The organism is Candidatus Zixiibacteriota bacterium, from assembly GCA_040752815.1.
GTDB lineage: Bacteria > Zixibacteria > MSB-5A5 > GN15 > FEB-12 > JAGGTI01.
In genome coordinates this window covers 1-24,951 of the sequence record JBFMGC010000019.1, presented here as the reverse complement: position 1 = coordinate 24,951, position 24,951 = coordinate 1, and the positions used below count along the sequence as shown (strand labels likewise).

Annotated in this window: 26 protein-coding genes; 16 read left to right on the top strand and 10 right to left on the bottom strand. The window is 57.9% G+C overall.

The genetic code is table 11. The features are described 5' to 3' along the window. The 11 genes from AB1772_06675 to AB1772_06625 all read left to right on the top strand — a co-directional run bounded on the left by AB1772_06675 (window position 1) and on the right by AB1772_06625 (window position 12,010). Entirely contained in the window at window positions 1-501 is a 501-nt protein-coding gene (locus tag AB1772_06675; GenBank protein ID MEW5796030.1) for a hypothetical protein, read from the top strand. Between the two features lie 607 nt (window positions 502-1,108). Continuing rightward, window positions 1,109-1,774 (top strand): metalloregulator ArsR/SmtB family transcription factor, encoded by a 666-nt coding sequence (locus AB1772_06670; GenBank protein ID MEW5796029.1) that lies wholly within the window; start codon window positions 1,109-1,111, stop codon window positions 1,772-1,774. Window positions 1,775-1,819: 45 nt separating this feature from the next. Next, complete coding sequence (locus AB1772_06665; GenBank protein ID MEW5796028.1) at window positions 1,820-2,170, top strand: DsrE family protein; 351 nt, start codon at window positions 1,820-1,822, stop codon at window positions 2,168-2,170. A gap of 37 nt (window positions 2,171-2,207) precedes the next feature. Continuing rightward, on the top strand, window positions 2,208-3,452 hold the full coding sequence (locus tag AB1772_06660; protein ID MEW5796027.1) for an FAD/NAD(P)-binding oxidoreductase: 1,245 nt from the start codon (window positions 2,208-2,210) through the stop codon (window positions 3,450-3,452). 231 nt (window positions 3,453-3,683) lie between these two features. Continuing rightward, window positions 3,684-6,029, top strand: coding sequence for an efflux RND transporter permease subunit (locus AB1772_06655; protein ID MEW5796026.1), 2,346 nt, complete (start codon window positions 3,684-3,686; stop codon window positions 6,027-6,029). 92 nt (window positions 6,030-6,121) lie between these two features. Then, complete coding sequence (locus AB1772_06650) at window positions 6,122-6,919, top strand: outer membrane lipoprotein-sorting protein (GenBank protein ID MEW5796025.1); 798 nt, start codon at window positions 6,122-6,124, stop codon at window positions 6,917-6,919. Window positions 6,920-6,929: 10 nt separating this feature from the next. Next, complete coding sequence (locus AB1772_06645) at window positions 6,930-8,207, top strand: DUF1302 family protein (GenBank protein ID MEW5796024.1); 1,278 nt, start codon at window positions 6,930-6,932, stop codon at window positions 8,205-8,207. Between the two features lie 31 nt (window positions 8,208-8,238). Further along, entirely contained in the window at window positions 8,239-8,454 is a 216-nt protein-coding gene (locus AB1772_06640) for a DUF2892 domain-containing protein (protein ID MEW5796023.1), read from the top strand. A 107-nt stretch (window positions 8,455-8,561) separates the two neighbouring features. Then, on the top strand, window positions 8,562-9,371 hold the full coding sequence (locus AB1772_06635) for a hypothetical protein (GenBank protein MEW5796022.1): 810 nt from the start codon (window positions 8,562-8,564) through the stop codon (window positions 9,369-9,371). A 218-nt stretch (window positions 9,372-9,589) separates the two neighbouring features. Beyond that, window positions 9,590-10,507, top strand: a complete 918-nt coding sequence (gene murQ, locus AB1772_06630) for an N-acetylmuramic acid 6-phosphate etherase (GenBank protein ID MEW5796021.1) — start codon at window positions 9,590-9,592, stop codon at window positions 10,505-10,507. 336 nt (window positions 10,508-10,843) lie between these two features. Continuing rightward, window positions 10,844-12,010, top strand: a complete 1,167-nt coding sequence (locus AB1772_06625; GenBank protein ID MEW5796020.1) for a hypothetical protein — start codon at window positions 10,844-10,846, stop codon at window positions 12,008-12,010. 205 nt (window positions 12,011-12,215) lie between these two features. On the opposite strand, the gene AB1772_06620 is transcribed toward AB1772_06625, so the two are convergent. Beyond that, window positions 12,216-13,061 (bottom strand): hypothetical protein, encoded by an 846-nt coding sequence (locus AB1772_06620; GenBank protein MEW5796019.1) that lies wholly within the window; start codon window positions 13,059-13,061, stop codon window positions 12,216-12,218. A gap of 131 nt (window positions 13,062-13,192) precedes the next feature. Between AB1772_06620 and AB1772_06615 the strand changes: the two genes are divergently transcribed. Genes AB1772_06615 through AB1772_06595 form a run of 5 tightly spaced genes read left to right on the top strand, consistent with a single transcriptional unit; the run spans window position 13,193 to window position 16,721 of the window. After that, complete coding sequence (locus AB1772_06615) at window positions 13,193-14,098, top strand: DNA-processing protein DprA (GenBank protein MEW5796018.1); 906 nt, start codon at window positions 13,193-13,195, stop codon at window positions 14,096-14,098. Beyond that, window positions 14,098-14,724: a YigZ family protein gene (locus tag AB1772_06610; GenBank protein ID MEW5796017.1), complete on the top strand. Its 627-nt coding sequence runs from the start codon at window positions 14,098-14,100 to the stop codon at window positions 14,722-14,724. Before AB1772_06615 ends, AB1772_06610 begins: the two co-directional genes overlap by 1 nt. Beyond that, entirely contained in the window at window positions 14,705-15,643 is a 939-nt protein-coding gene (locus AB1772_06605) for a PfkB family carbohydrate kinase (GenBank protein MEW5796016.1), read from the top strand. The genes AB1772_06610 and AB1772_06605 overlap by 20 nt, the downstream gene beginning before the upstream one ends. Next, entirely contained in the window at window positions 15,636-16,190 is a 555-nt protein-coding gene (locus AB1772_06600) for a phosphatase PAP2 family protein (GenBank protein ID MEW5796015.1), read from the top strand. Before AB1772_06605 ends, AB1772_06600 begins: the two co-directional genes overlap by 8 nt. Before the next feature lie 12 nt (window positions 16,191-16,202). Further along, complete coding sequence (locus AB1772_06595) at window positions 16,203-16,721, top strand: macro domain-containing protein (GenBank protein ID MEW5796014.1); 519 nt, start codon at window positions 16,203-16,205, stop codon at window positions 16,719-16,721. Window positions 16,722-16,736: 15 nt separating this feature from the next. Here the strand turns inward: AB1772_06595 and AB1772_06590 are convergent, their stop codons facing one another. The 9 genes from AB1772_06590 to AB1772_06550 form a co-directional block, all read right to left on the bottom strand. After that, window positions 16,737-17,285, bottom strand: a complete 549-nt coding sequence (locus tag AB1772_06590; GenBank protein MEW5796013.1) for a hypothetical protein — start codon at window positions 17,283-17,285, stop codon at window positions 16,737-16,739. Between the two features lie 47 nt (window positions 17,286-17,332). Further along, the gene (locus tag AB1772_06585; GenBank protein ID MEW5796012.1) at window positions 17,333-18,460 is read right to left on the bottom strand and encodes an N-acetyltransferase; all 1,128 of its coding nucleotides are present in this window, start codon (window positions 18,458-18,460) and stop codon (window positions 17,333-17,335) included. A 4-nt stretch (window positions 18,461-18,464) separates the two neighbouring features. After that, a complete protein-coding gene (locus AB1772_06580; protein MEW5796011.1) occupies window positions 18,465-19,691 on the bottom strand; it encodes a pyridoxal phosphate-dependent aminotransferase family protein in 1,227 nt (408 codons plus the stop codon). 129 nt (window positions 19,692-19,820) lie between these two features. After that, window positions 19,821-20,222, bottom strand: a complete 402-nt coding sequence (locus AB1772_06575) for a RidA family protein (GenBank protein ID MEW5796010.1) — start codon at window positions 20,220-20,222, stop codon at window positions 19,821-19,823. Next, entirely contained in the window at window positions 20,219-20,848 is a 630-nt protein-coding gene (locus AB1772_06570; protein ID MEW5796009.1) for a pyridoxamine 5'-phosphate oxidase family protein, read from the bottom strand. The genes AB1772_06575 and AB1772_06570 overlap by 4 nt, the downstream gene beginning before the upstream one ends. Before the next feature lie 227 nt (window positions 20,849-21,075). After that, on the bottom strand, window positions 21,076-22,164 hold the full coding sequence (gene serC, locus AB1772_06565) for a 3-phosphoserine/phosphohydroxythreonine transaminase (protein MEW5796008.1): 1,089 nt from the start codon (window positions 22,162-22,164) through the stop codon (window positions 21,076-21,078). 35 nt (window positions 22,165-22,199) lie between these two features. Next, window positions 22,200-23,087 (bottom strand): hydroxyacid dehydrogenase, encoded by an 888-nt coding sequence (locus tag AB1772_06560; GenBank protein MEW5796007.1) that lies wholly within the window; start codon window positions 23,085-23,087, stop codon window positions 22,200-22,202. A 20-nt stretch (window positions 23,088-23,107) separates the two neighbouring features. After that, the gene (locus AB1772_06555; GenBank protein MEW5796006.1) at window positions 23,108-24,352 is read right to left on the bottom strand and encodes a DUF1015 family protein; all 1,245 of its coding nucleotides are present in this window, start codon (window positions 24,350-24,352) and stop codon (window positions 23,108-23,110) included. Window positions 24,353-24,568: 216 nt separating this feature from the next. Continuing rightward, the coding region (locus tag AB1772_06550; protein MEW5796005.1) for an SWIB/MDM2 domain-containing protein at window positions 24,569-24,951 on the bottom strand (383 nt) is incomplete at its 5' end.

Below are 24,951 nucleotides of genomic sequence, written 5' to 3'. Positions count from 1 at the left end.
ATGATGCGTTCAAGATCACTATCCATTCTGACGCTGGGGCTGGTGCTGGCTGCGTCCAGCCTGTTCGCCACCGGGGAGAAAATCCCCTGGCAGACGATCTCATCGGGTGGCGGAGTCGGTTTGTCCTCGACAAACTACCTGCTCAACGCCACGGTCGGCCAGACCGCCGTCGGCTGGAGCACGTCGACCAACTACAAGCTGCATTCCGGCTTTCAGCAGGTGTTCAGCCTTACCGGCGGCGGCTGTTGTGTGGCGAGAGTCGGCGATGCCAACAGCAGCGGCGAGGACGAGCCGACTATCGGCGACGTGACTGTGATGATCGACGCCAAGTTTATCACCGGCACGTGTGACGGTGTGTTGAACTGTCTGCCTGAGGCGGATATCAATCAATCGGCCACGGGCGAGCCGACTTGCGAGGACGTTTCCATCGGTGATATCACCTACCTGATCGACTACTTGTTTATCACCGGCCCGTCGCTGGGGCTGCCGGACTGTTCTTAGTCAGTGATGCCGGGTTTCGCGTTCAATTGGAGAATGCGCGGAACCCGACGGTGTCTCTCACGTGAGAATACTCGCAATCCCACCCGCAAGCGGGTGGGCCACCGAGGTCGGGCTGTTACGCGAGACTTCTGTCAACATCGTGCCCGGCCCCGCGCAGGAGCGCGGGGTCCTCATCTGCCGGCGGCTTTATAACAGGGCCCGGCAGATGTCCTCATCTGCCGGCGGAGGGCAGGACCTCACGCAAGTGGCATCTCGATCCCACGCGCAAGCGGGTGGGGCTCCTGGCACCGGGACGTCTGACTTTCCTGATCCACGTTACTACCCGCTTGCCTTCCGACCCGGCAGTGTGGTTTCAATCAGCGTGCGTTCATAGTGCCGAACTTCCACCAAATACTTTGCCGGACAACAGCTTACAACGACAGGATCTATCTGGTCAGGAGTATAGCTTGGCTAGGCGGCCGCGACTGGAAGGGACGCATGAGCAGCGCCACGAAAGCGACGGGCTAAGCAAGGGCACTTTGGAGGATGGCGGCCCAAGAAATCGCTTGCGGCAGGGGGAGAAACGTAATATATTCAATTAATTGATTGAATAGTTGAGGATAATACGGTGTCCGTTGCACGAGAGACTAAGGACAGACTTTACGCCCAGTTCGCCCTCCTGGGCCGCGCCCTATCCAGCCCCAAGCGCCTTGAGCTTCTGGACCTGTTGTGTCAGTCCGAAAAGACCGTCGAGGTACTGGCCCAGCAATCATCGATGTCAATAGCAAATACCTCGCGGCACCTGCATGTCCTTCGAGTGGCTCGATTGGTCGACGGCCGAAAAGATGGCGTATTTGTCTACTACCGTCTGGCTGATCGCGAAGTGTGCCGATTCTTTCGCACCCTGCGCGAGATCGCCCAGAGGCGGCTCGCCGAAATCGATCGCATCATAGCTGATTACTTTGACGACTCGCCGACCCTTCTGCCGGTTGAGCGCAGGAGGCTGCTGAAGCAGGCGAAAGCCGGTGAGGTTGTCATTCTTGACGTTCGGCCTGTCGATGAATTTGCGGCCGGTCACTTGCCGCACGCGGTATCGGTGCCCCTGTCAGCGCTTAAAAAGCGTCTGAAAGAGTTCCCTCCCGACAAAAAGTTTGTCGCGTACTGCCGTGGGCCGTACTGCGTACTTGCTCAAGAGGCCGTTTCGTATCTTCGGTCAAAAGGACTGGAAGCCACCCGACTGAAGGATGGAGTCGCTGAATGGGAAGAGGCCGGCATGCCGGTCGAAACAGGGTAGTTCACTCGGCAAGAAAGGAAGTTGTAGACCCGAGATAGGAGAAACATGAAAATACTCTTGCTGCTGAATGACCCGCCCTACGGCACAGAGCGCTCGTATAATGCGTTGCGGCTGGCTGTCTCGCTTAGCAAAAGGGAGGGTATCGAGTTGCATGTATTCCTCATGGCGGATGCAATCGGCTGCGCTATGAAGGGCCAGAAGACACCGTCAGGCTACTACAATCTTGAGCGGATGATCAGGAGCCTGGTGTCGACCGAGATACCGGTCGGCGTATGTGGATCGTGCGCAGATGCCCGGGGCATTGCGGAAAGGGACTTGCTCGACGGAGTTCATCGTAGTTCCATGGAAGAACTCACCGACTGGACGATCTGGGCGGACAAGACCATTGTATTCTGAACTCGTTCAGAAAATACCGGCTGCCGGATAGAATAAGATGACTCACTCCAAGACAGTATTGATATTGGGCGGCGGTGTCGGTGGACTTGTGGCCGCCAATGAACTGAGGCAACTACTCCCTTGGCATCACCGAATCATTCTCGTGGAGCGCAACGAGAATCATGCCTTTGCCCCCTCATTCCTGTGGGTGATGACAGGCCACCGTCGCCCCGGTAGGATTACTCAACCCGTGAAAGTTCTGCTTCGATCTGGTGTCGACTTTCTCCGGGCCAATGTTCTCGCCATCGACAGCACGCGGGCGCAGGTCGAAACCGACCAAGGCGTGCTGGCCTATGACTACCTGATTGTCGCGCTTGGCGCCGAGCTGGCCCCGGGTGAAGTCCCGGGATTAGCTGGGGTGGCACACACGTTTTATACACTGGACGGCGCCGGCAGGCTGCACAACGCACTCAGAGAATTTTGCTCGGGCAGAATTGCGGTTGTAGTCGCTGCGTTGCCATACAAGTGCCCCGGCGCGCCCCTTGAAGGAGCTATGCTGATAGCCGATTTTTTCAGTCGATGCGGGCGCCGGGCTGCCGTGGAAATCGATCTGTTTACTCCGGAGTCTCAGCCGATGCCGGTAGCCGGGCCGCTCCTGGCCAATGCGGCGTCCGCAATGCTCGCTGCGAGAAAGATCAGGTATCACTCACTTCATCAGCTTCAATCCGTAGACGGCGTAAATAAGCAGATGCTGTTCGCAGACAAGGGCGCCATTCCCTATGATCTTCTTGTGGCGATCCCGCCGCATCGAAGCCCGGACGTTATTCGGAAATCTGTGCTGGCTAATGAGACTGGATGGATACCGGTCGACAGGTTTTCCATGGTAACCAAGGTAGACAACGTCTACACTATTGGCGACGTGACGTCGATTCCGATACCGGGCCGATGGAAACCGGAGGTTCCTCTTATGCTTCCCAAGGCAGGAGTATTCGCACATGCCCAGGCGTTAGTAGTCGCACGTCGAGTCGCGGGAAGCATCACAGGACGTGAGTCGAATGTGAGTTTCTGTGGTGACGGTTACTGCATGCTTGAAGCCGGTGCAGACCTTGCCGGGTTCGCATATGGCAACTTTTTTGCAGAACCTTCTCCGGAAGTAAAACTAAAGAAAATTGGAAAGGCCTGGCACGTCGGCAAAATACTGTTTGAGAAATGGTGGCTGGCCCCGCATGGGATTCGTAGAACAGCGTACAGGTATGGCCTTCTTCTGGGTGGAAAGATCATGGGCGCCCGATCGATGATCTGACAGGCCCGAGCGTGCGATTGCGGAGCGACGTATTCGCCTTGGGAAATAACGTCGGGTTCTACCAAGTGAGTTTCGTTTACCCGGAAGGTGCAGGGGAACGCGATGGCCTCTTGTTTGTTATTCGACAAAGACTTAGCTAGATTGACTGCAATCACGACATAATTTTTGAATCATTCGAAGCACATTGTCATCTAATCTGGCAAACGTGGCTAAACGGCACGAGGATAGTACATGGCAAAAGCTCTGACTAACTTTTCGATCCGGCACCCCTGGTGGGTAATCGGTATCGCGTCGGTAATCACCGTCTTCTTCGCGGTTCAGTTCCTTAACATGAAGATCGACACCGATCCCGAGAACATGCTCGCCGAGGACGAGCCGGTGCGTCTGTTCGAGCACCAGACCAAGGACGAGTTCGGCCTGGCCGATTTTATTGCGGTTGGGGTCGTGCACGAGGCCGGGGCGTTCACTCCTGAGACCCTCAATCGCCTCTATAATATCACCGCTGAGATTCAGGATATCGAGGGGGTAGTGGTTGACGACATCATGGCGCCGTCGACAGTCGACGATATCAAGCAGGGCGAGGGTGGCACGCTCGTGGTGGCGCCGCTCATGGAAAGTGAAATCACAACTCAGGAGGAGGCCGACTATATCCGGAGCCGGATCAACGCCAACCCGATATTCCGCGGCAAGTTGGCCGGTGAGGACGGCAAAGCGGTTGCGATCATGGTGCCGATCGAATCCAAAGACATGTCGCACCGGATAGCGGGGGAGATTCGTCAAATCATCGACAAATACAAGGGCGACGAGGAGTATCATATCGCCGGACTACCGCTGGCCGAGGATTCGTTCGGCGCAGAGATGTTTGTCCAGATGGCTTACAGCGCGCCGGCCGCCATGCTGATCATCTTCCTGCTGCTGCTTATGTTCTTCCGCAACCTGCGGATTGTCCTCGCGCCGATGGTGGTGGCGATGATGTCAACGATCTGGGCGATGGGGCTTCTGATCCTCACCGGCAACACGGTGCATATCATGTCGTCGATGATTCCGATCTTCCTCATCCCCATCGCGGTATTGAATTCGATCCACATCATATCGGAGTTCCACGATCATTACAAACGTTACAAGCACAAGGACGCGACCATCCGTCACTCTATCGGCGAGCTGTTCATGCCGATGCTGTTCACGTCGTTGACTACAATCGCCGGCTTTCTCTCGCTCGCGCTGACCCCCATTCCACCGGTACAGGTATTCGGCATATTCGTGGCGTTCGGCGTGCTGGTGGCGTGGTTTTTGTCGCTGACACTCAACCCGGCGATCGGGATGCTGATTCCGGACAAGACTCTCAGAGACTTTGGCGCGTCGGATGACGAGCACGGTTTGCTGGCCAGGATCATGCACGGTTTCCGGAGCTTTTCATTCAATTGGAGCAAGACGATTATCTATGGTTCCGCGGCGCTGGCGGTGGTGGCGGCGGTGGGTTTGTCGCTGATCGTGGTGAACGACAACCCGGTCAAGTGGTTCAAGCAATCGCATCCGATCCGTATTGCCGATGCCGCCATGAACAGGCACCTGGCCGGGACATACTTGAACTATCTGGTATTCGAAAGCCCTGATGATGACGCCATGAAGAACCCCGCGATGGTGCGTTATATCGAATCAATGCAGCGGGAACTGGCCGTCGACGAGAATGTAGGCTCGACAACCGGCCTGCCGGACATAGTGAAGAAAGTGCGCTACGAGCTTTATGGCGGGGATTCGACCAAAGCCAGTCTGCCGGAATCGCAGGACGAAATCGCCCAGATGCTGTTTCTGTTCGAGATGTCGGGTGGCGACCCCGATGACCTGTTCAAGTTCGTAACCTCGAGCTACAACAAAGCGAATCTCTGGGTAGTGATGAAAAACGGCGACAACATGTCGGTCAGCCGAGTGGTGGAGCGCGCCGAGCAGTACATGGCGAATCACCAGCTTCCGAGCGGGGTGGAGGCCGAATGGGCCGGCCTGCCGTACATAAATATCGAATGGCAGCGCCAAATGGTTACCGGCATGCGCTCGTCACTGCTGGGTTCCTATGTGACCGTTTTGATCATGATGGTTTTCCTCTTCCGGTCACTGCGTTGGGGATTGATTTCGATGTTACCGCTGACCTTGACGATAATGGCCATCTATGCTTTTCTCGGCTACGTGGGCAAGCCGTACGACATGCCGGTGGCGGTGCTTTCGTCGCTCACGCTCGGCCTTTCGATTGACTTCGCGATTCATTATATCGAACGGTTGCGTATGATCCATCGCCGGACGCACGACTTTCAACAGTCATTTCATGAGATTTTTGAGGGTACCGGCCGGGCGATCGGCCGCAACGTGCTGGTGATAGCGATCGGCTTTGTGCCGATGCTGTTCTCATCGCTGGTGCCGTACATCACGGTTGGGTCGTTCTTCCTGGCCATAATGATCGTTTCCGGACTGGTTACGATGCTGCTCTTGCCGGCTATAACACGGCAATTTCACGGTGCGCTGCTGCGGCTACAGGCCAGGTCGAAATCTGCTGCTGTCGCCGAACCGCAGCCGAGTGGGAATTGAATGCAACACACCTTGCAGGTCGGCTGTTGTGGACATCTGCCGGACACGGAGTGGCTAATATTGATGATATGAGAACACAAGGAGTAATGGTAATGAAAGGACTACGACAGGCCCTTGTAATCGCCCTGATCAGCGTGTTAACCGGCGCAACCACCCAGGCGCAAGACGCCACCGAGATCATGAAGAATTCGCATCTGGCCTACTACTATGCCGGCGATGACGGTCTGGCCGAGGTCAACATGAAGTTGATCGACAAAAACGGCAAAGTGCGCGATCGCGAATTCAGCATGTTGCGGCTCGACATTGAAGAAGGCGGCAATCAGAAGTACTATACTTATTTTCGGAAACCGTCTGATGTCTCCCGTCTCAGCTTCATGGTGCACAAGTCCGCCGACGGCAACGACAAGCGGTGGATCTACGTACCCGCGGTCGATCTCATCAAGCCGATCTCAGCCGATGACAAGAACTCGAGCTTTGTCGGCTCCGATTTCACCTACGAGGACGTCTCCGGCCGTCACTGGACCGAGGACGAGCACAAGCTGATCGGCGAGCAGGAGCTCGACGGCAAGCCGGTGTATGTGATCGAATCCGTACCAAAGCAGGAGTACAAGGGGTTTGCCCGCAAGGTGTCATATATCGACAAGGCCGGCCTGCTCCCGCTCAAAGAGGAATACTTCGACAAGAAGGGAACGCTGGTACGGCTGTTCCATGCCGACCGGGTTGATACGATCGAGGGGATTCTCACGGTCACGCTTCGCACCATGGAGGATGTCAAGAAGGGAAGCAAAACGACAGTCGAGTTCGCCAGTATCGATTACAACCTGGGCCTGACCGACGACATCTTCACCGAGCGTTATCTGAAAAACCCGCCGCGCCAGTTTGTAAAGTAAAGCGGGGCTGATGATGCGACAACTCGCCTTATTTCTTGCTGGGCTGCTGATGATCTCGGCAGCCCCGGCCCCCGCTCAAGTCACGTTCGACGGCTTCCTCCAGGGGCTCTATGGCGGCCGTCTGGATAAGAACAACCCGACTGCCACCGAACAGACGGCGTCGGAAACCCGCCTTCAGTTGCGCGTGCAGCACACCGGCGCGAGCGGCGAGTTTTTCGGGCGGCTTGACTTTGTTTTCGACGGCGCCGATACCGCGTCGTACGATTGGGAGCTTCGCGAGGGGTATCTGAAATTCCGCCTCGGCAGCCGGTTCGATTTCAAGGTCGGCCGCCAGGTGCTGACCTGGGGGACCGGCGACCTGATCTTCATCAACGATGTCTTCGCCAAGGACTACCGCTCGTTTTTTGTCGGTCGCGATGACCAGTATCTCAAAGAGCCGCAGAACGCCCTTCGATCGGAATACTACAGTCCGCTGGGCGAACTAACGCTGGTCTGGTCGCCCCGTTTCGAGCCGAACCGCCTGCCCACCGGTGATCGCCTGAGCTACTATAACCCGTTTGTGCCAGGGATAGTAGGCACCGGGCTGTCGCCCCTGTATTACTTCGATCCGCCCCAGCCGGAGCCGGAATTCAAGAATGCTGAAATCGCAGCCCGGCTAAGCCGCGATATCGGCGGATTCAACGTGTCGCTGTACGCTTACCATGGCTTCTACAAAAACCCGATGGGCGCTTATGTCGTCATGGTCGACAACGCGCCGCAATTCGTCCCATACTATCCGAGACTCAACGTGTTCGGCGCGTCGGCGCGCGGAACTCTCGCTGGAGGCGTGCTCTGGACCGAGGGTGGGTATCTCGACTCACGCGATGACCGCGATGGCAAAAGTCCGCTCGTGCCCAACTCGTCGGTGACCGGCCTGCTCGGATTCGAACGCCAGGTGGCCACCAACCTTACCGCTAATATCCAGTGGCAGCTCGACTATATGACCGACTATGACAAATTCTCCGCGCAGCAGCCCCAGGGAGTGTTCGTACGCGACGAGGTCCGCCACCTGTTGACGAGCAGAATCACCAAGCTGGCCATGAGCGAGAATCTGACCCTGTCCGCATTCGGTTTCTATTCGCCCACCGACGAAGATATTTATGTCCGCCTGTCCGCCGCCTATAAATACACGGACGAGATTACGATCGCAGCTGGAGGGAACCTCTTTGCCGGCCGACACGAGAACACCGATTTCGGCCAGTTCCAAAAAAACGACAACGTGTATTTGAAACTTACCTATAACTATTAGCTGTTACTCAGGCGAAAAAAGGAGATCCAATATGTCGGTAGAAAGCGCTGTCAGACTTCTGGCCGGGACGTTTGTAGCGGTCTCGCTGCTGCTGTACTACTTCGTTTCCCCCTGGTATCTGCTGTTGGCGGCTTTTGTGTCGTTTAACCTGATCCAGTCGTCGTTTACCGGCTTTTGCCCTGCGGAAATGATCTTCCGGAAAGTCCTGCCTGCCAGAGAAAGAACCGGCGGCGCCTCGGCGCGATAGCGGCAGCCCTGTGGGCCGGGCGGAATCGGTTTCGTATCCGCGGCCGGCCTATACTCAGCCTTCTAAATTCGGGGCTTTGCCATGCCGATAAGAAAGGTATGGATACCATGCCTAACTCTCGTCTATTCATGGCCTTGACGGCTGTGATTGCGATCGGCGGTACGTTTTTGGTCGGCTGCAACAGCTCGCCGACCGGACGCGACAATGTCGCCGACTATCGCGTAGAGGGTGCTCTCATACAGGAGATGAACGCCAACTACGCTTTCGCGGCAGCACAATTCCGGCGCAACGATACGATTGTCACCAACGCATCGTTGCGGTTCGCCGGCTCGACAATGGTCTTTTTTCCGTACTACCTGAATACGTTTAATCATGGGGTGGATTCGGCCTACCTGGCTCTGGTCAGTCCGGCGTCAGCAAATGCGGGTACCGAGACGTACTTTCGCTTGGCCGATAACACCAGGTTTGTGGACAGCGTCCTGACGCAGATTGTCGATACCTTTTCGATTACCGACAACATCGATCCGGCCAACCACCAGCTCCAGGGCGCGGGACAGGTGTCGCTCGAATGGACGGCGTCATCGTTCGCCCAGGGTTACATCCTGGCGGCGGTAAAGGCGAATCGGGCGTACACTGGCACGGGATACAGCGCCCTGGCGGCCACCACCGGCACGGCCGGCACCATTCCGCCCGAGGCATTCATCGACACGGTTACCGATCTGCCCGATACGGGGCTGTACAACATTTACGTCTACGCCTTCCGCGGCTCACCCGACAGCACTCTGGCCGGAGAGTTCCTGCCGGTACCGCTGCCGATTCAGCTCGCCGACAACATCGACCGCACCGACATCACCGGCAGGTTCGGGACGATTGCGGTTACGCTCAAGGACACGATCCGAGTCGTAACCGCGCCGTGAAGCGACTAACGTGCGCGGCAGACCTCCTGGTCTGCCCGGACAAAAGCGGAACAAGGGGCAGACGAGTATCCGTCTGTGGCGGACCGCCCGCAGGGCGTGCAGGATGCGACGATACGAGTGCATCTCATAAACTCCACCCACCGTCCGCCTTAGGCGGAGTGGACCACCACCACCGCATTTTTGTTGCCCGATCAGTCGCACCGCCCTACGTTCGCGACATGACCGATATGGATGCGCTCATTCGGCAGCTCAAACAGCTCGACACGGAGAAGGTCAACCCGGACACGATTGATATTGATCGCCTCTCGCCGTTCGAGATCGCCCGGAAGATCAACGCCGAGGATAAGAAAGTCGCCGCGGTGGTCGAGAGCGCGCTGGATTCACTGGCGAAAGCTGCGGAGATGTACGCGCAGACGCTGCGCAGCGGTGGCCGAGTGTTCTATGTCGGTGCCGGTACGTCCGGTCGGCTCGGCGTGCTCGATGCCGCCGAGTGCCCGCCGACTTTTGGCACTGATCCGAATCAGATAATCGGGGTCATATCCGGCGGGTATGAGACACTGGTGCTGTCTAAAGAGGGAGTCGAGGATAACCGTGATGCGGCATCAGGAGACCTCCAGAAGCAGAAGCTCACTCAGCACGACTTTGTGATCGGGATTGCGGCGTCGCGGAGGACACCGTACACACTCGCGGCGCTCGAGTATGCCCGTTCAGTCGGGTGCAAGACCGCGTTTATCATCTGTAATCGCGCCGCCGATCTCGAGGTCAAACCGGACGTTTTGATTGAATTGCCGGTCGGCCCGGAGGCTGTCACCGGATCAACCCGCATGAAATCGGGCACGGCGCAGAAGATGGCGCTGAATATCATCTCGACCACTGCGATGGTTTTGCTCGGCAAGACCTACGGCAACCTGATGATCGACCTTCAGGCCCGCTCCGAAAAGCTGGCTGCCCGTTCACGAAAGATACTGATGGAACTGTCGTCGATTACTCTGGCCGACGCCGAAGAACTGCTGCGTCGATCCGGCGGCTCGGTCAAGCTGGCGATTGCGATGCACTGGCTTCGCTGCGACCGTGACGAAGCGGAGCGCCGATTGCAGCAGGTGGGGGGATTCTTGACGAGACTTGATAGAGTGTAGGTCGGGACCCGCCCGTGGCGGGTGGTCCCGACACTTCGTGCGTGGTAGACGTTCTCGTCCACTGTGATCCAGTGCGCAGCGTAGACGACTACACGGCACTACCCCAGCGAGACTCTAGCGATTGCCTTTCAACTTACATCTGGACTCAGCAGAACATTATCGGAACACGCTGTACCGGATGGTACAGGTTCCACGCGTGGCCATCCTCAACGCTCCGTTTTCTAACTGATTAACCTGCAATGAATTAAGATGGTGGACGAGTCGCGGCACGCGCCTTGATGAACCACGGCCAGCGAAATCGAGGTACAAGACCCTGTCGAAAGGAGAACAGATACGATGTACAAAAAACTGGTCTTATCGCTGATGGCAGCCGCGCTTGCGGTCTGGGCTGCGGGCTGCTCCGACAACCCGGTCCAGAACGACAACAACCAGGCGGTTGCGGACGAGTTCGGCGGCTACACGGCGACCGATGAATCCCCGGCGTTCGGTGACGCGTCGCTGACCGCGGCTGAGGCCGAGGAAGAGGAGATCGATGATCCGATCCTGGCTGTCCCGTCAGTGCAGGAAGTTGTCAACGATGTTGACGCCGGCATTTTCCATTTCCGCGCAGTATGGGGCAGGATACCGTACGATTCCACTGTGACTGTTGCAACCGATTGGACCGGCTCGCTCACTATTTCCCGCGGCGCGATTGTCCTCAGAAGGCTAATCAGGTTCGAGCTGAATCAGGATACCTATCTGCCGCGAACCGATCGCAAATTGCTTGAGTGGGTCTCGTTTACGACTGTCCACAACGACGGTATTGCGGTCGACATATTTGTGCCGCCGGTACGACCTGAGATTGACAGTAGCTGGGTGCCCGATGGAATGGGTGATTCCACTCTTGTGGTAGACACGATCTTTGCTGAACCGGTGACTTTGACCTTCGCCACCGGGCCGTATACGCGGACCTTCACTTTGCCCGAACTTGCGGCGCTCCAGGAGATCGTCTCCCTGGATGACGGCAACAAAGTAGCGTTTCATTCGATTCAGATGCTGCGCCAGGTATGCCCGCGCGGCATGCTGGCCGGGCGGTGGGGCTACGACGAGGCCGGCAACGGCGTGTTCCGTGGAATGTGGATGTCCGCACTGGGCCGGGTGACCGGCTATCTTGAGGGGCGTTTCGGCCAGGACGATCAGGGGGCGAAGGTCTTCTTTGGCAAGTGGATTGATCGCGACGGCCGATTCGAGGGGTTGCTTCGCGGGGTCTGGGGCCACGGCTTTTGGGCTACTCCCGAGGAGATTGAGCAACGCCGTGCGGGCGGCTGGTTTATGGGCAGGATTTTCGACGCCAACGCAAACCCAATCGGTGTCCTGGGCGGACATTTCGGCTCCGCGCCGGATTACCAGGGCGGCTGGTTCCAGGGTCGCTGGAAGCTGGATTGCCCCAGGATCATGGGGATGGACGATGACAGAGGCATGATGGAAGATGGTTTCGGTGCCCGGCCGGGGTTAGGAGACTAAACTTAAGTCCCTGCACATTATAGAGAAAGTCGGTCCGGTTTGCGGGACCGGCTTTTTCTTTTGGAACTTGGCGCCTGGATGGGAAACCTTATTACAGGTAGCGGTGTTAGAAAAAGTGGGAACAGTTCGTATCCCTCCTGTCTCTGTCCTTGTGGACAGTCGCGTACCGGGCGGGGCTTGGCGGAGCCCCTCCCGGATCATTTTTTTATAGCTGATTGCTGACGGTCTGAATTAGTGAATCCACCGGATACTGGCGGTAGAGGGCGTCACGGATCTCGTGGTAAATATCCAGGGCTTCCTGTTTCTTGGTGCGCTCGGGCTGGGCCGCCAGGATATTGGCCAGATTCAGTCGCATGGCTGGGTTGGGCGGGTCGGCGCGCTCGGCTATCGGCCGCATGAGCGCCTCGGCCGGTCGGTGCTGGCCTGAGTAAGACAATAGCAGGGCCTTGTTGACCACGAACGGGTCGAGCGGGCCGAATTTTGAGATGGCGGAATCGAGAATCTCGAACGCCGCCCTGAGCGAGTCGTACCGGGCGGCCCAGGTAGCCGCCTGAAGGTAAATCGCCTGATTCTCGGTGCCGTACTGGATTGCTCGACGAGCGTGGAAAAAGGCCCGCCCCGGTTGATTGTTCTTCATCCACAGGTCGGCAAGTTGCTCGTTCCAGTCCTCCTGTTTGTCACCCAGGCGGATCATGGTCTCGATGGCGTTAATAGCGTTCTGCCAATCACCGAGCGCAACCGCCACCTCGCGAATCTGCTCGTTGAGGGCGCGGTCATCAGGGTAAGTCAAATCGGCCCGCTTGAAATAGTAGATTGCCGAATCGAGGCGGTAATCGGAGCGGTAGGCGCGGGCCACGCCGATCAGCGATTCTTTGTCCCTGCCGTCAATCTTCAAAGCGCGGAGAAAGTACTCCCTCGCTTTGAAGTACTCTCTCTTTTCCAGCGCCCGCTTGCCGGCGGCACGGAGGTTCTCGAGAGACTCAGACTCGCCGCAACCGGTCAACCCGAGCGCCGTCGCTAGAAAAAATGCTGCCAGGAACCGTTTTGTCATACGCATACACCACGCGGTGTGAATAATAGCAAAATAGTCAGCTCTGTTCAATATACCGCCCACTCAAGTTGCGGTTTCCGCCCGGGGTTCGGTTCGTGTTGACAGGCCCCGGCGACCGAGTAAATTGAACCATGATCGATTTGTCGGCCTATTCCACCACTACGCGGGTACTGGCGCTGGCGCATTTCTGTGGAGTGACCCCGAGGCTGTTCGAGGCCCTCCTGCGGCGGTTTCGGACTCTCGACGCGGTATTCAGCGCCGATCTGGGCCAGCTGCTCGAAATCGAAGGGCTTGGCCGGCGACAGGCCGAGCAGCTCGAACATGCATCGGAGCAACTGTCTCACGCCGAGGCGATGGTGCGCTCGCTCCGGGACCGGGATATCCGTCTGGTGACCCGGTTCGACGAGGCCTATGGACGCCTTTTATTCGAGCTGCACGATCCGCCGTCGCTGTTGTACCTGCGGGGCCATTCAATCGACCCGGATAAGCGTACAATCGCGGTGGCTGGAACTCGGCAGGCCAGTTCCGAGGGCTTGGAGTTGACTTCCCGATTGGTCAAGGAACTGGTCAGGTATGAAATCCAGATAGTAAGTTCGCTGCTGGGTGGGGTCGATACGGCGGTTCATCTGGCGGCGCGCAGCGCCGGTGGGCGGTCGTTTGCTGTTATCGACTGCGGGCTCGATCAGATCGGCCAGGGCGAGGGCATTCCGGTAGCCATCGACATCTTGCAGACGGGTGGAGTAATATCCGAGTATGCCCCCAACGTCACGGCCGGGACAAAAACTATGACCGAATCCAACCGCCTGATTGTCGGCCTGGTTCAGGCGGTGGTGGTTACCGAGTTCTATGGCGATTCAACACGAACGCTCGATCTGCTTCGCGCCTGCCGCGATATCGGCAAACTGGTCTTCCTGTTGATCGATCCTCGTTACGGCGCCCTTTCCGATGCGCCCGGGCTTAGGCAGGCTCACGAGTTCGGGGTTATCCCGATCACTGGTTTCGACAAAATCGATGATGTCGTGAAATCACTCGTCTGATGGGGATGTTGGTGGTCGACGAATATACAACCATTGATCATGCCGATCGCGCTGAGATCAAGGTAAAAGGCTCGCGATTCATCGCGGAGGCATTTCAGGTCGTGTCAGAGGAAGAGACTCTGACAAGACTCGAGTCGGTTCGCAAGCGCGAATTCCAGGCGACTCATCACTGCTATGCGTACGTGCTCGGTGCGCCGGTCGCATCTCAGTTCAAGTATTCCGACGACGGCGAACCGAGCGGCACCGCCGGCAAACCGATTTACGATCTGATAATCGGGCGCAGTCTGACCAACGTGCTCGTTGTCGTAACGCGGTATTTCGGAGGCACGAGATTAGGCACCGGCGGACTGGCACGCGCCTATTCGGATGCCGCCCGGGCGGTTCTGGACAGGTCGGGGACGCGAATTAACTACATGACCTGTAGATTTCGCTGTGAAATCGAATTCTCGTTTTATGATTCATGGCAACGCGAACTCCGTCGCCTGGGAGCATATACGGTTGACGCCAGGTTCTCGGATCGCGTAACTTTGGTCATCGATGTTCGCAGGAGTGGCGCCGCAGAATTGGCCGAAAGCCTGGCGGAGTTGACATCGGGAAAGGGCCTGCTTGAAGAAATCGACGCATAGACATCGCCGGGCGCGACCGATCGATTGTCTCGGCCTGGGGATCATGCCGCTCGATTTCCTGTTCGAGATACCGGACTACCCTCCGCCCGGAGGTAAGCGCGACGCCTCGGCGCTGACTATCCAGGGAGGCGGACCGGTCCCCAACGCCCTGGTGGGACTCCAGCGGCTGGGGCACACGACCGCGCTCATCACGGCGGTCGCCGACGACGTGCCGGGATGGCTGGGGGTTGACGAAATCACGCGCGAAGGAGTCGACAACCGTTTTGTCGTCTGGAAACAGGGATCGTCTCTGATGGCGGGGGGATTTGTCGAGAAGGGGACCGGCCGACGGACTATCGTACTGCACCGCACACTGAGGGTGACGCCTCGCGACGTAGTAACATCGCGTCTGCCCGTGCCGCGTCTGATCCATCTTGACGGGCGTGATCTGGAGGCGTGCATAAAACTAGCGCGCTGGGGTAGGCAGAAGGACGTGCCGATCTGCTTTGATATCGGCTCAATGCGGAACGATGTCTCACCAATCCTGCCGCTGGTGGACCACCTGGTGGTGGCGGATTCGTTCGCTTTGCCGTTCACTCGCGCAAGCACCGCTCGTCAGGCGATCGAGCGCCTGAGGAAGCGCTGTTCCGGCACGATAGTTGTCACCGAGGGCACCAGGGGGTCAATTGGCTGTGAAGATGGTGTCGTAGTGACCCAACCCGCTTATCGAGTTCGCAATGTCGATACGACCGGCGCCGGCGACGCCTACCACACCGGGTATCTCTATGGCCTGTTGCACGGGTACGATCTGGCTGCGCGAATGCACATTGGAGCGGTTATCGCCGCGCTTAAGTGCACCAGGCCGGGAGCGCGCGCGGGCGCGCCGACCTGGCGCGAAATCCAGGCGTTTCTGCGTAAGAAGCCGAGGATCTATGCTTGAAACACTGGCACAACTCGATACCCGCCTCTTCCTGTTTTTCAACATCACTCTTGCCAACCCGGTGACTGACTTTGTCATGCCGATTATTACGTCTGACTGGCTGCTCCGAATTCTATATGCAGTCGCTGTAGTACTGCTCCTGATCTTCGGCAACACTCGCATGCGATGGCTCGTGCTCTTCTCCATCGTAGCGGTCGCCCTGACCGATCAGCTCTCGGCCGGGCTGCTCAAGCCGGCGATTGGTCGTCTCCGCCCCTGTCAGGTGCTGGACAACATCAACCTGCTGGTTGCCTGTGGGGGCGGCAAATCGATGCCGTCATCGCACGCGGCCAACTCATTCGGACAGGCTGCGCTTTTCGGCTTGGTGTACCCGCGCCTCAAGTGGGCGTTGCTGATGTTCGCAGCGCTGATAGCGCTAAGCAGGGTCTTTGTGGGTGTACACTACCCGTTCGACATTTTAGTGGGGGCTGTACTCGGTTTGGGGGTGGGATTTGTCGTGGCACTCGCAGCCCGCCGTTACCTTGGCAAGAAGCCAGGAATGGTTTGAGGGACCGCAGCCATGGCAGTTCGGATCGAAGTTGTGCTGGGCGACATCACCGCGACTAATACCGAGGCAATTGTCAACGCCGCCAACAATCACCTGTGGATGGGTTCAGGAGTGGCCGGGGCGATAAAGAAAAACGGGGGCGAGGTAATCGAGCAGGAAGCGATGGCCAAGGGCCCGGTCATACCGGGTGAGGCCGTCTTCACCGGCGCGGGCCGGTTGCCATTCAAGTATGTCATTCACGGCGCGGTGATGGGCCAGGACCTGCGCACTACCGACCGGCTGATCCGCCAGACCACAATTGCCTGTCTCAATATCGCCGACAAGCTGGGGGTGGAATCGGTGGCGTTTCCTGCTTTCGGGACAGGGGTCGGAGGTTTTCCGGTGACTGCCTGCGCGAACATCATGGCCGACGCGGTCCGAACCTGGGGAGACCTGGCGAAGCATGTTCGCCGGGTGCAGTTCTGCATTTTCGACGAGGTCGGCTTCGGCATGTTCAAGGCGGCGGTGGACAAGCGGCGAGGCGCGAAATGAGGCGAGGGATACAGATCAATCGGCGATTTTGGCTTTGAACTTACCCTCGAAGGCGATCGAGGCTTTTTGGTGGTTCTCGTAACGGCCTTCAATCGACCCGAACAGGCGCCCGCCTGAAACCGAATCGACTATGAGCCGTCCATCGGCCGGGAAGAACATCTTGTCATCAGCACTTAGGTCATATCGGCCCAACTGCTGAACGAAGGAGCGGTCCTTAAGTGGAATGGCTGCGGGCTTGATTTCGGAGGGCAGCTCGAAGAAGACTCGATACCGGTCGTATCGGTCGAAACTGACCACGTCCTCCGGTCTGGATCCCAGGCTCTCGCCGCGCGATCCGGTGACAATCACGAGACAGTTGCCGTCGCCCGGTGCGACCTTGTCCTCGCTCAGCGGGTCACCCAGCACCGCCCCGACGAAATATTCGCTTTTCTCCACCTTGACTTTGGAGCGGGAATCGCCCTCGACCAAAAACAACTCCAGCCGGTACCGGCTGGTGCAGCTCGAAAGAATGAGCAGCAGGATCAGACACTGCAGTGCACAGTGATAGGCCCCTGGGACAATCATGGTATGTTGACGATTAGGCGACATATTCGTTTAACGAAAGCACCCTCTCACAGCGGCATGTCCACGATCCGGTACCGTTTGTAGACCACCGCCTGCATCTGCTCCACACCCCGGCGCATGAGCTCATTGTTCTCGAGCACCCAACTCAGTTCGCCCCACTTGTACCCTTTGGCGGTACCGCGACGGTAAGCTTCCATGAACAGCATCATGTCGATCCCCTGGTGGCGGTATTCAGGCAGCACACCAAAGGTGAGCACACGGCAACGGTCGACCTTGTTGTTTACCTTCGTGTGCCAGAGCAGTTTTAGGAGACCAGTGGGGAAGAGGCGGCCGTTGAGGCGGATCAACACCTGGTTAATATCGGGCAGAATCAGACAGAAGCCGGCCGCGCGGTTATCGTGTTCAGCAATCACCACTATGTCGGGATCGACAATTTGCTTGAGGTTTTTGGCCATGTGTTCGAACTCGGCGTCGTCCATCGGCACAAAACCCCAGTTCCTCGCCCAGGACTGGTTGTAGACTTCCTTGATGAGACTTACCTCGTGCTGGAAATTGCTCATGTCGAGAGTGCGAAACCGGACCCGGGTTTTCGCGGAACGGGCCTCGACCACGCGGCGGACCCGGTCCGTAGGATCCCATCCGGTGGGGAGCTTATAAGCCAGCAGATCCATCACTTTGCGAAGGCCGAACTTCTCGGCCAGCTTCACCTGGTGAGGCTGGTTATACGTCATCATGATCATGGGCGGGCTGTCGAATCCCTCGACCAGAAAGCCGCATTCGTGATTGGTGGAGAAGTTCATCGGGCCGCGCATCCGGTCCATACCCGCCTTCTTGAGCTCGATCATCGCCACTTTCAGAAGATTGCGCGATACCTCTTCATCGTCGGGAGTGTCGAAGAAACCGAAGAAGCCGGTGCGCTCGCCGTGATACTCATTATGCTTATAGCTGATGCAGGTGGCGATTCTCCCGACCACTTCTTCACCCCGCATGGCGAGGAAAAGCTGCGTGCGTGCGGTGCGATAAAATGGATTGTTATTCCTGTCGAAGAATTCCTTCCGCTCGACATATAGCGGGGCGACATAGTTGGGGTCCCCGGCGTAGAGCTTGTTCGGATAGAGAATGAACTGCTTCAATTGCGCCGAGGTTTCAACCTCGACAACCCTAACTTCGGCCATAAGCTTACGGTATCAGACCCTTCTCACGGCCGACCCGGGCCATCACGTCAAGAACGCGATCAAGTTGCTCGTCGGTATGAGTGGCGGTATAGGAAGTTCGAATCAGGGCCCCTCCCGGAGCCACGGCCGGCGAGACCACCGGATTGGTGAAGACGCCGTTGTCGAACAGTGCTTTCCAGAAGGAGAAGCAGGCGAAATCCTCGCCGATTTTCAGCGGGATGATCGGCGTGGCCGTGTGGCCGGTATCGTAGCCGAGCGCCTTCAACTCGCGCTGCATCCTGAGGGCGTTTTTCCAGAGCCGCTCCCGCCGCTCCGGCTCACTCTGGATAATCTCCAGCGCGGCGAGCACGGCGGCCGCCGACGCCGGCGTGATGGAGGCCGAGAAGATGAGCGCCCGCCCGAAATGCTTGATGTAGTCTATGACTTCGTGTTTACCCGCGACAAATCCGCCCTGCGACGCGAACGACTTCGAGAACGTCCCCATCGACAGGTCGACCCGGTTTTGAAGCCCGAAATGCTCGGCGGTGCCGGCGCCGGTGCGCCCGAGCACGCCAATCGAGTGGGCATCATCGACCATCACCCGCGCTCCGTACTTTTCTGCGATATTCACGAGGCTGGGAAGGTCGATTATGTCGCCTTCCATGGAGAAGACGCCGTCGACCACGATCATGATTCCGCCACGAGTGTGGTTGTTGCGCACGTTAGCCAGGACACGGTCGAGATCGTCCATGTCGTTATGCGCGAACTTGTAGGTTCGGCCGTAGGAGAGACGGCAGGCGTCGACAATACAGGCGTGCACCTGCCGGTCGATCACCAGCGCATCGTTTTTTCCCGCCAGGCAGGAAATCGTCCCCAGGTTGGTCTGGAAGCCGGTGGAGAAGACCAGCGCTTCGTCGGCGTTGACGAATTTGGCCAGGCGTTCCTGTAGCTCGAGGTGCAGATCGAGGGTGCCGTTTAGAAACGGCGAACCGGTGCAGCCGGCGCCGTACTTTTTTACCGCGTTGGCGGCGGCTTCCTTGACTTTCGGGTGATTGACCAGACCCATGTAGTTATTGGAGCCGATCATGATGCACTTCCGGCCGTAGATCACAACCTCGTCGCCGGCACCGGATTGGATGGGATGGAAGAACGGATATATGCCCGCCGCCCGGACTTCATTGGCGGCGGTAAAGGAATAACACTTCTCAAAAAGATCGCCTACTGCGACCTGAACCTTGTCTGGCGCTTGCAACGGGGCTCCTTCAAACTCTAAGGTGACAGACGGTCGGCGAGAAAGAACGAATTTGGAAGGCAAAAGTCAAGCGATTAGGTAGGCTGCCCGAGACGTATAACTGCTTGTTATACAATGCGCACAGCGGGATTACGGCCCCTTTTTGTCGTCGATCACACAGTCGGCCTCGATTTCGACCAGCCATTCCGGTCTCACCAGGGCGCTGACCGCCACGAGAGTGGACGCCGGGCGAATGTCGCCGAAAAACTCGCCGTGAGCGCGGGAAACTTCCTCCCACCGGGAGATATCGGTCAGCAGCATACGCGTGCGGGTGGTATGCTCAAGACGGCCGCCCGCGTCTTCGATCGCCTTCTTGATTATCTCCAGACACCGCTTGGCCTGGGCGTAGGCATCGCCAACGCCGACTGTGGAGCCGTCCGGAGCAATCGGCCCGGTACCCGATACGCTGATAAAATCTCCCACCCGCACCGCCCGGGAAAAGCCAATCGGCTTTTCATAGGGTGAGCCGGATGATATCCGAATGCGGTTCATTTTGGTTCCTTGCTCTCCCTTGTGGCGTCCAGACGTTTTTCCATCTCCAGGGTGGTGTCCGCATCGCGTCCTTGATTGCACTCCCTGAGCTTCTCGATGATACGCAACCGGGTCTCGCGTGTCAGGTTCTCGCCGAATTTGGTGCGGATATCGATCCGGTCGGGATCAATCCGAAATATCGCGACGTCATCGATCCCCTTCCGGTACAGCGGGTCGGCGGAGTCAAGACGCCCAAAACCGCCCTCGGGCTGATGCTTCTCCATGAGTGCCTGGAGGGCGGTGGCTTTTTCATCGGGCTCGTGCACGATCGCGCCGCGGCCCCGAATGAGGATCGACTTGTAATACTGCGTGGCCGGGCAGGCATAGTCGGGAGAGCGCCAGTACGACGGAATCATCGCATAAGGCACCACGATGGCAACGGTGACCCTGGGACCTCCGGCGAGCACGCCGTGCTTTTCTCCGTGGGCCGCTCCATGGAAGTAGACCTGCGTGCCGATCGTGGCAAAGTTCACCGGCACGACGCGAGGGTAGCCGTCGGGTGTCACGATTCCGAGATAGCCGACTGTTGCTTCGGCAGAGATGCCGTCGAATAGCGCCTGAGAGAATGGTTCGTTGACGTGGGTCATGGCTTTGTCGTCATTAGCGGGCGGCCCGCATTGGGTAGGTCGAAACCAGGTGCCGCTTCGGGACCACAAGGGTCCCGACCTACCGGACTGCCCAGCTGCCGGCCGTATAGTGTTCATGAGGGGCAAACGAGGACGTCTGCCGCCCACTCAAGATAGGGGCCCTCCGCGGCGGGCCACCCACACAATAATCGGGCACGCGAGGGCGCGTGCCGCCCACACAATCAGCGTCAGCTATTCGCCTTGCGGAATTCCTCCATGAAACCGGCCAGCTTCTCGGTGCCCTCAATGGTCATGGCATTGTACAGCGACACCCTGATTCCTCCGACCGAGCGATGGCCCTTGAGGCCGATAAAGCCGGCCTTCTTCGCGTCTCCGATAAACTTCTTTTCGAGTTCTTCGCTGGGCAGGCGAAGGTTTATGTTCATCCAGCTCCGGCTGTCCTTGCTGACCGTGCCTTTGAAGAAGTCAGGATATTTATCAATCAAGGCGTAGATCTTCTCCTGCTTGGCCCGGTTGACTCTCTCCACAGCCGCCAGTCCGCCCTGGCCCTTGATCCATTCGAGGACGAGCTTCATGACATAAACCGTGAACGAGGGCGGCGTGTTGTACAGAGACTTTTCCTTGGCGTGAGTGCGATAGTCGAACATGGTCGGGTTGCCGTCCTTGCACTTCTGGAGCAGGCTGTCGTGTATCACCACGAGCGTCAGCCCGGACGGTCCGAGGTTCTTCTGCGCGCCGCCGTAGATGAGCGCGTACTTGGAGAAGTCCCACCGCCGCGAGAGAATATCCGATGACATATCGGCGATCAGCGGTACCCCGGTGACATTCGGCGTCGAATGCCACTGGGTGCCGTAGATGGTGTTATTGGTCGTGATGTGCAGATAGGCGGCGTCGGGCGGTATCTTGATGTCGGACTCTTTAGGGATGTAGCGGTACTGATCGGCCTTGGAACTGGCGACTACATGCGAGCCACCGAGGATGTTGGCCTCTTTGATCGCCTTGCTCGACCAGGAGCCGGTATCGACATAGGCTCCCTTCTTGCCGCCATACGCGAAATTCATCGGCACCAGGGCGAACTGGGTCGACGCGCCGCCGGTCATGAACAGGACGTGGAATTTGTCGTCGAGCCCCATGATTTCCCGCGTCAGGCGGATGGTGGCGTCGTTGATCTCCTCGTATTCCGCCGAGCGGTGGGATATTTCCATTACCGACATGCCGGTTCCTTTGTAATCGAGCAGCTCTTCCTGGACCTTTTTCAGTACGTCCAGGGGAAGAGTCGACGGGCCCGGATTGAAGTTGTAAACTCGGTGTGACATGTTATTGCCTCGATTAACTCAGTTTCGTTAGACGTTCACTTAGCTTTGGCGGCAGCGTATTGGTCGATGAGTGCATCGACTATGACTCCGATACGTCCCATATTTTCTTTGGTTTCGGCCCCGATATGGGGCGCGAAAACACAGTTGGGAGCGCTCAGCAGAGGTGAGCTCCAGTCGGGCGGATCAGAATACCAGACATCGGTGGCGTACCCGGCCACCTTGCCGCTTTTGAGCGCGTCGGCCAGATCAACCTCGTTGATGCATTTGCCGCGACCGGTATTGATAATGCGCACGCCGTCTTTCATTTTGCCGATTGATGACTTATTGATCATGCCTTTGGTATGGTCGGTCAGCGGCATGTGCAGCGACAAATAATCGGCCTGCCCCAGCACCTCGTCCAGGCCGGGGAGAATCTGCGCCGCGTCGGAGAAGAAGACAAACGGGTCATACGCGATGACCTTCATCCCGAAAGCCCTGGCCCGGGTGGCCACAGCGCTGCCGATTTTGCCGATTCCCAGTATGCCGAGAGTCTTGGCGTACAGCTCCGAGCGCTTGAGTTCCTTCTTGGCCCAGTTCTGCTGGCGCATGGTGCTGTCGGCTTTGGTCAGTTGATTGGGCAGCGCCAGCATCATGGCCAAGGCAAGTTCAGCTACCGCGACTGTGGAAGCATCGGCAGTGTTGAAGACCTGTATCCCTTTGCCCTTCGCGTACGGGATGTCGACGTTGTCGAGTCCCACCCCACCCCGAATGACCAGCCTCATCTTGGGGGCGGAGTCGATGTACTCCTTAGTGACTTTCGTCTTGCTTCGAATCAAAACTACCTCGGCCTCCGGCAGCCGGGCCTGGTCATCGGTCACGTCGCCGTACTTCTTGAGGCGGCCGGGGAGGGCGGTGTCGAAGGCGTCTGAAATCAGTATCAACATAGTTCGTATCCTATATGGGGTTATTCTGTGAGCAAGTTCACGACAATGCCGTCGCGTAGCTTCGGCTCGAACCAGGTCGACTTGGGCGGCATGACCTCGCCGGCGTCGGCAACCTTGAGCAGTTGTTCAATCGAGGTCGGGTAAAGCGAGAAGGCGATCTTGTACTCACCGGAATCGACAAGTTTCATCAGTTCCGAGGTACCTCTGATACCGCCTACGAAGTCAATACGCTTATCGGTCTTGGGATCGGTTATGCCGAATTGCGGGGCAAGCAGGCTGTTGGCCAGAATCGAGGCATCAATCGATTCGATCGGGTGACTCGTGTCAAAGCTTCCGGGTTTCGCCTCCAGGCGATACCAGTTGCCCTCGCCGTACGCGCCGAACACGTGTGCGCGGTCCGGTTCCACCGCGCCATTTGCCCCGGTCACGTTGAAATACGGGGCGGCTTCGCCCAGCACCTGCGAGACCGTCCGGCCGCCCAGGTCTTTTACTACTCGGTTGTACGGCAGGATGCGGAGCTCCCGGTCCGGGAAGAGCACATTCAGAAAGAAATTGTACGGCTCCCTGCCGGTGTGATGCGCGTTTTTCTCTTTTAACCTGCGACAGACTTCCGATGCCGACTGGCTGCGGTGGTGGCCGTCAGCGATATACATGCAGTCCAACCGGGCGAAGGCATCAATAAGCGCGCCGACAGTGCCCGAGTCGTCGATCACCCATAACTCATGTGTAACGCCGTCATCGGCCTCGAAGCCGAAGCTCGGCGAGGACGATCTCACCCGGGCGAATATCTGCTCGATACCCGGCTGATAGCGGAACGCGGTGAAAACCGGGCCGACCTGGGCTTCGAGAATGCCGATATGATCGGCGCGATCGCGCACCTTGTCCGGCCGGGTGTGTTCGTGTTTCTTGATGATGCCGTCGTCATACTCTGCTACCGATGTCAATGCTACCAAACCGGCCTGGCTGCGGCCGCGCCAGGTCAAGCGGTAGAGATAGAAACAGGGTTTAGTATCGCGCACGAAAACGCCCTGGTCGATCAGCTTCTGCAGGTTCTCGCGTCCCCGAAGATATACCTCGCGGCTGTACTGGTTGACACTGTCATCGAAATCGATTTCAGACTTGTTGACATGAAGGAATGAATACGGATTCCCCTCGGCCATGGCGCGGGCCTCCCTCGTGCTGAGCACGTCATAGGGCGGGCAGGCCACCTGTTTGGCCAGCTCAGGTTTCGGGCGGAGGCCCCGAAAGGGGCGGACTGTTGCCATCGCAATACCTCAGTTCACGAAACTCGGGCCGCAATCATTGCATAGCTCGGCCATTATAACGTATCGCCGGGAAATTTCAACCGAATTCGCGCCGGGTTCAGTCTCGTGGTCCAATATCACGAGACGCGGGCGATGGGAGGCAGTTTGTGTGACTGTGACAAAAAAAGAGGGCCGGCGCGCGGCCGGCCCTCCGGGGAAATCCACCTTGGAGAGGAACTACTTCATATGCTTGGAGACCAGCTTAGTCATCTCAAACATCGAAACCTTCCTCTTGCCGCCGAAGATCCTGGTCAGCTTGTCGTCGGCGTTGATCATCCGCCGGTTCACCTTGTCCTGAAGTCCGTTCCGCTTGATGTAGGCCCAGAGCTTCTTGGTGACTTCGGTGCGCGGCTTGGGATCGCCACCGACAACGGCGCCGAGATCAGCCGACAGAGTCATCGGGCGCATGAACGCGGGATTTGGTTTCCGCTTGGCTTTGGCCTTCTTGGCTGCCGGCTTTCTCTTGGCTACTTTCTTCTTAGCGGGCTTTTTTTTAGCCGTTCTTTTCTTGGTAGTCTTCTTCTTGGCGACCTTCCGCTTCGCGGGCTTCTTGCCGACCT

What these genes read in the sequence shown, in the direction of transcription:
- AB1772_06675 (MEW5796030.1), top strand. Translation starts at nt 1, where the DNA reads ATGATGCGTTCAAGATCACTATCCATTCTGACGCTGGGGCTGGTGCTG.
- AB1772_06665 (MEW5796028.1), top strand. Translation starts at nt 1,820, where the DNA reads ATGAAAATACTCTTGCTGCTGAATGACCCGCCCTACGGCACAGAGCGC.
- AB1772_06640 (MEW5796023.1), top strand. Translation starts at nt 8,239, where the DNA reads ATGTCGGTAGAAAGCGCTGTCAGACTTCTGGCCGGGACGTTTGTAGCG.
- AB1772_06555 (MEW5796006.1), bottom strand. Translation starts at nt 24,352, where the DNA reads ATGGCAACAGTCCGCCCCTTTCGGGGCCTCCGCCCGAAACCTGAGCTG.
- AB1772_06635 (MEW5796022.1), top strand. Translation starts at nt 8,562, where the DNA reads ATGCCTAACTCTCGTCTATTCATGGCCTTGACGGCTGTGATTGCGATC.
- AB1772_06655 (MEW5796026.1), top strand. Translation starts at nt 3,684, where the DNA reads ATGGCAAAAGCTCTGACTAACTTTTCGATCCGGCACCCCTGGTGGGTA.
- AB1772_06625 (MEW5796020.1), top strand. Translation starts at nt 10,844, where the DNA reads ATGTACAAAAAACTGGTCTTATCGCTGATGGCAGCCGCGCTTGCGGTC.
- AB1772_06600 (MEW5796015.1), top strand. Translation starts at nt 15,636, where the DNA reads ATGCTTGAAACACTGGCACAACTCGATACCCGCCTCTTCCTGTTTTTC.
- AB1772_06590 (MEW5796013.1), bottom strand. Translation starts at nt 17,285, where the DNA reads ATGATTGTCCCAGGGGCCTATCACTGTGCACTGCAGTGTCTGATCCTG.
- murQ (MEW5796021.1), top strand. Translation starts at nt 9,590, where the DNA reads ATGACCGATATGGATGCGCTCATTCGGCAGCTCAAACAGCTCGACACG.
- AB1772_06660 (MEW5796027.1), top strand. Translation starts at nt 2,208, where the DNA reads ATGACTCACTCCAAGACAGTATTGATATTGGGCGGCGGTGTCGGTGGA.
- AB1772_06560 (MEW5796007.1), bottom strand. Translation starts at nt 23,087, where the DNA reads ATGTTGATACTGATTTCAGACGCCTTCGACACCGCCCTCCCCGGCCGC.
- AB1772_06570 (MEW5796009.1), bottom strand. Translation starts at nt 20,848, where the DNA reads ATGACCCACGTCAACGAACCATTCTCTCAGGCGCTATTCGACGGCATC.
- AB1772_06575 (MEW5796010.1), bottom strand. Translation starts at nt 20,222, where the DNA reads ATGAACCGCATTCGGATATCATCCGGCTCACCCTATGAAAAGCCGATT.
- AB1772_06645 (MEW5796024.1), top strand. Translation starts at nt 6,930, where the DNA reads ATGATGCGACAACTCGCCTTATTTCTTGCTGGGCTGCTGATGATCTCG.
- AB1772_06595 (MEW5796014.1), top strand. Translation starts at nt 16,203, where the DNA reads ATGGCAGTTCGGATCGAAGTTGTGCTGGGCGACATCACCGCGACTAAT.
- AB1772_06585 (MEW5796012.1), bottom strand. Translation starts at nt 18,460, where the DNA reads ATGGCCGAAGTTAGGGTTGTCGAGGTTGAAACCTCGGCGCAATTGAAG.
- AB1772_06620 (MEW5796019.1), bottom strand. Translation starts at nt 13,061, where the DNA reads ATGACAAAACGGTTCCTGGCAGCATTTTTTCTAGCGACGGCGCTCGGG.
- AB1772_06615 (MEW5796018.1), top strand. Translation starts at nt 13,193, where the DNA reads ATGATCGATTTGTCGGCCTATTCCACCACTACGCGGGTACTGGCGCTG.
- AB1772_06650 (MEW5796025.1), top strand. Translation starts at nt 6,122, where the DNA reads ATGAAAGGACTACGACAGGCCCTTGTAATCGCCCTGATCAGCGTGTTA.
- AB1772_06610 (MEW5796017.1), top strand. Translation starts at nt 14,098, where the DNA reads ATGGGGATGTTGGTGGTCGACGAATATACAACCATTGATCATGCCGAT.
- serC (MEW5796008.1), bottom strand. Translation starts at nt 22,164, where the DNA reads ATGTCACACCGAGTTTACAACTTCAATCCGGGCCCGTCGACTCTTCCC.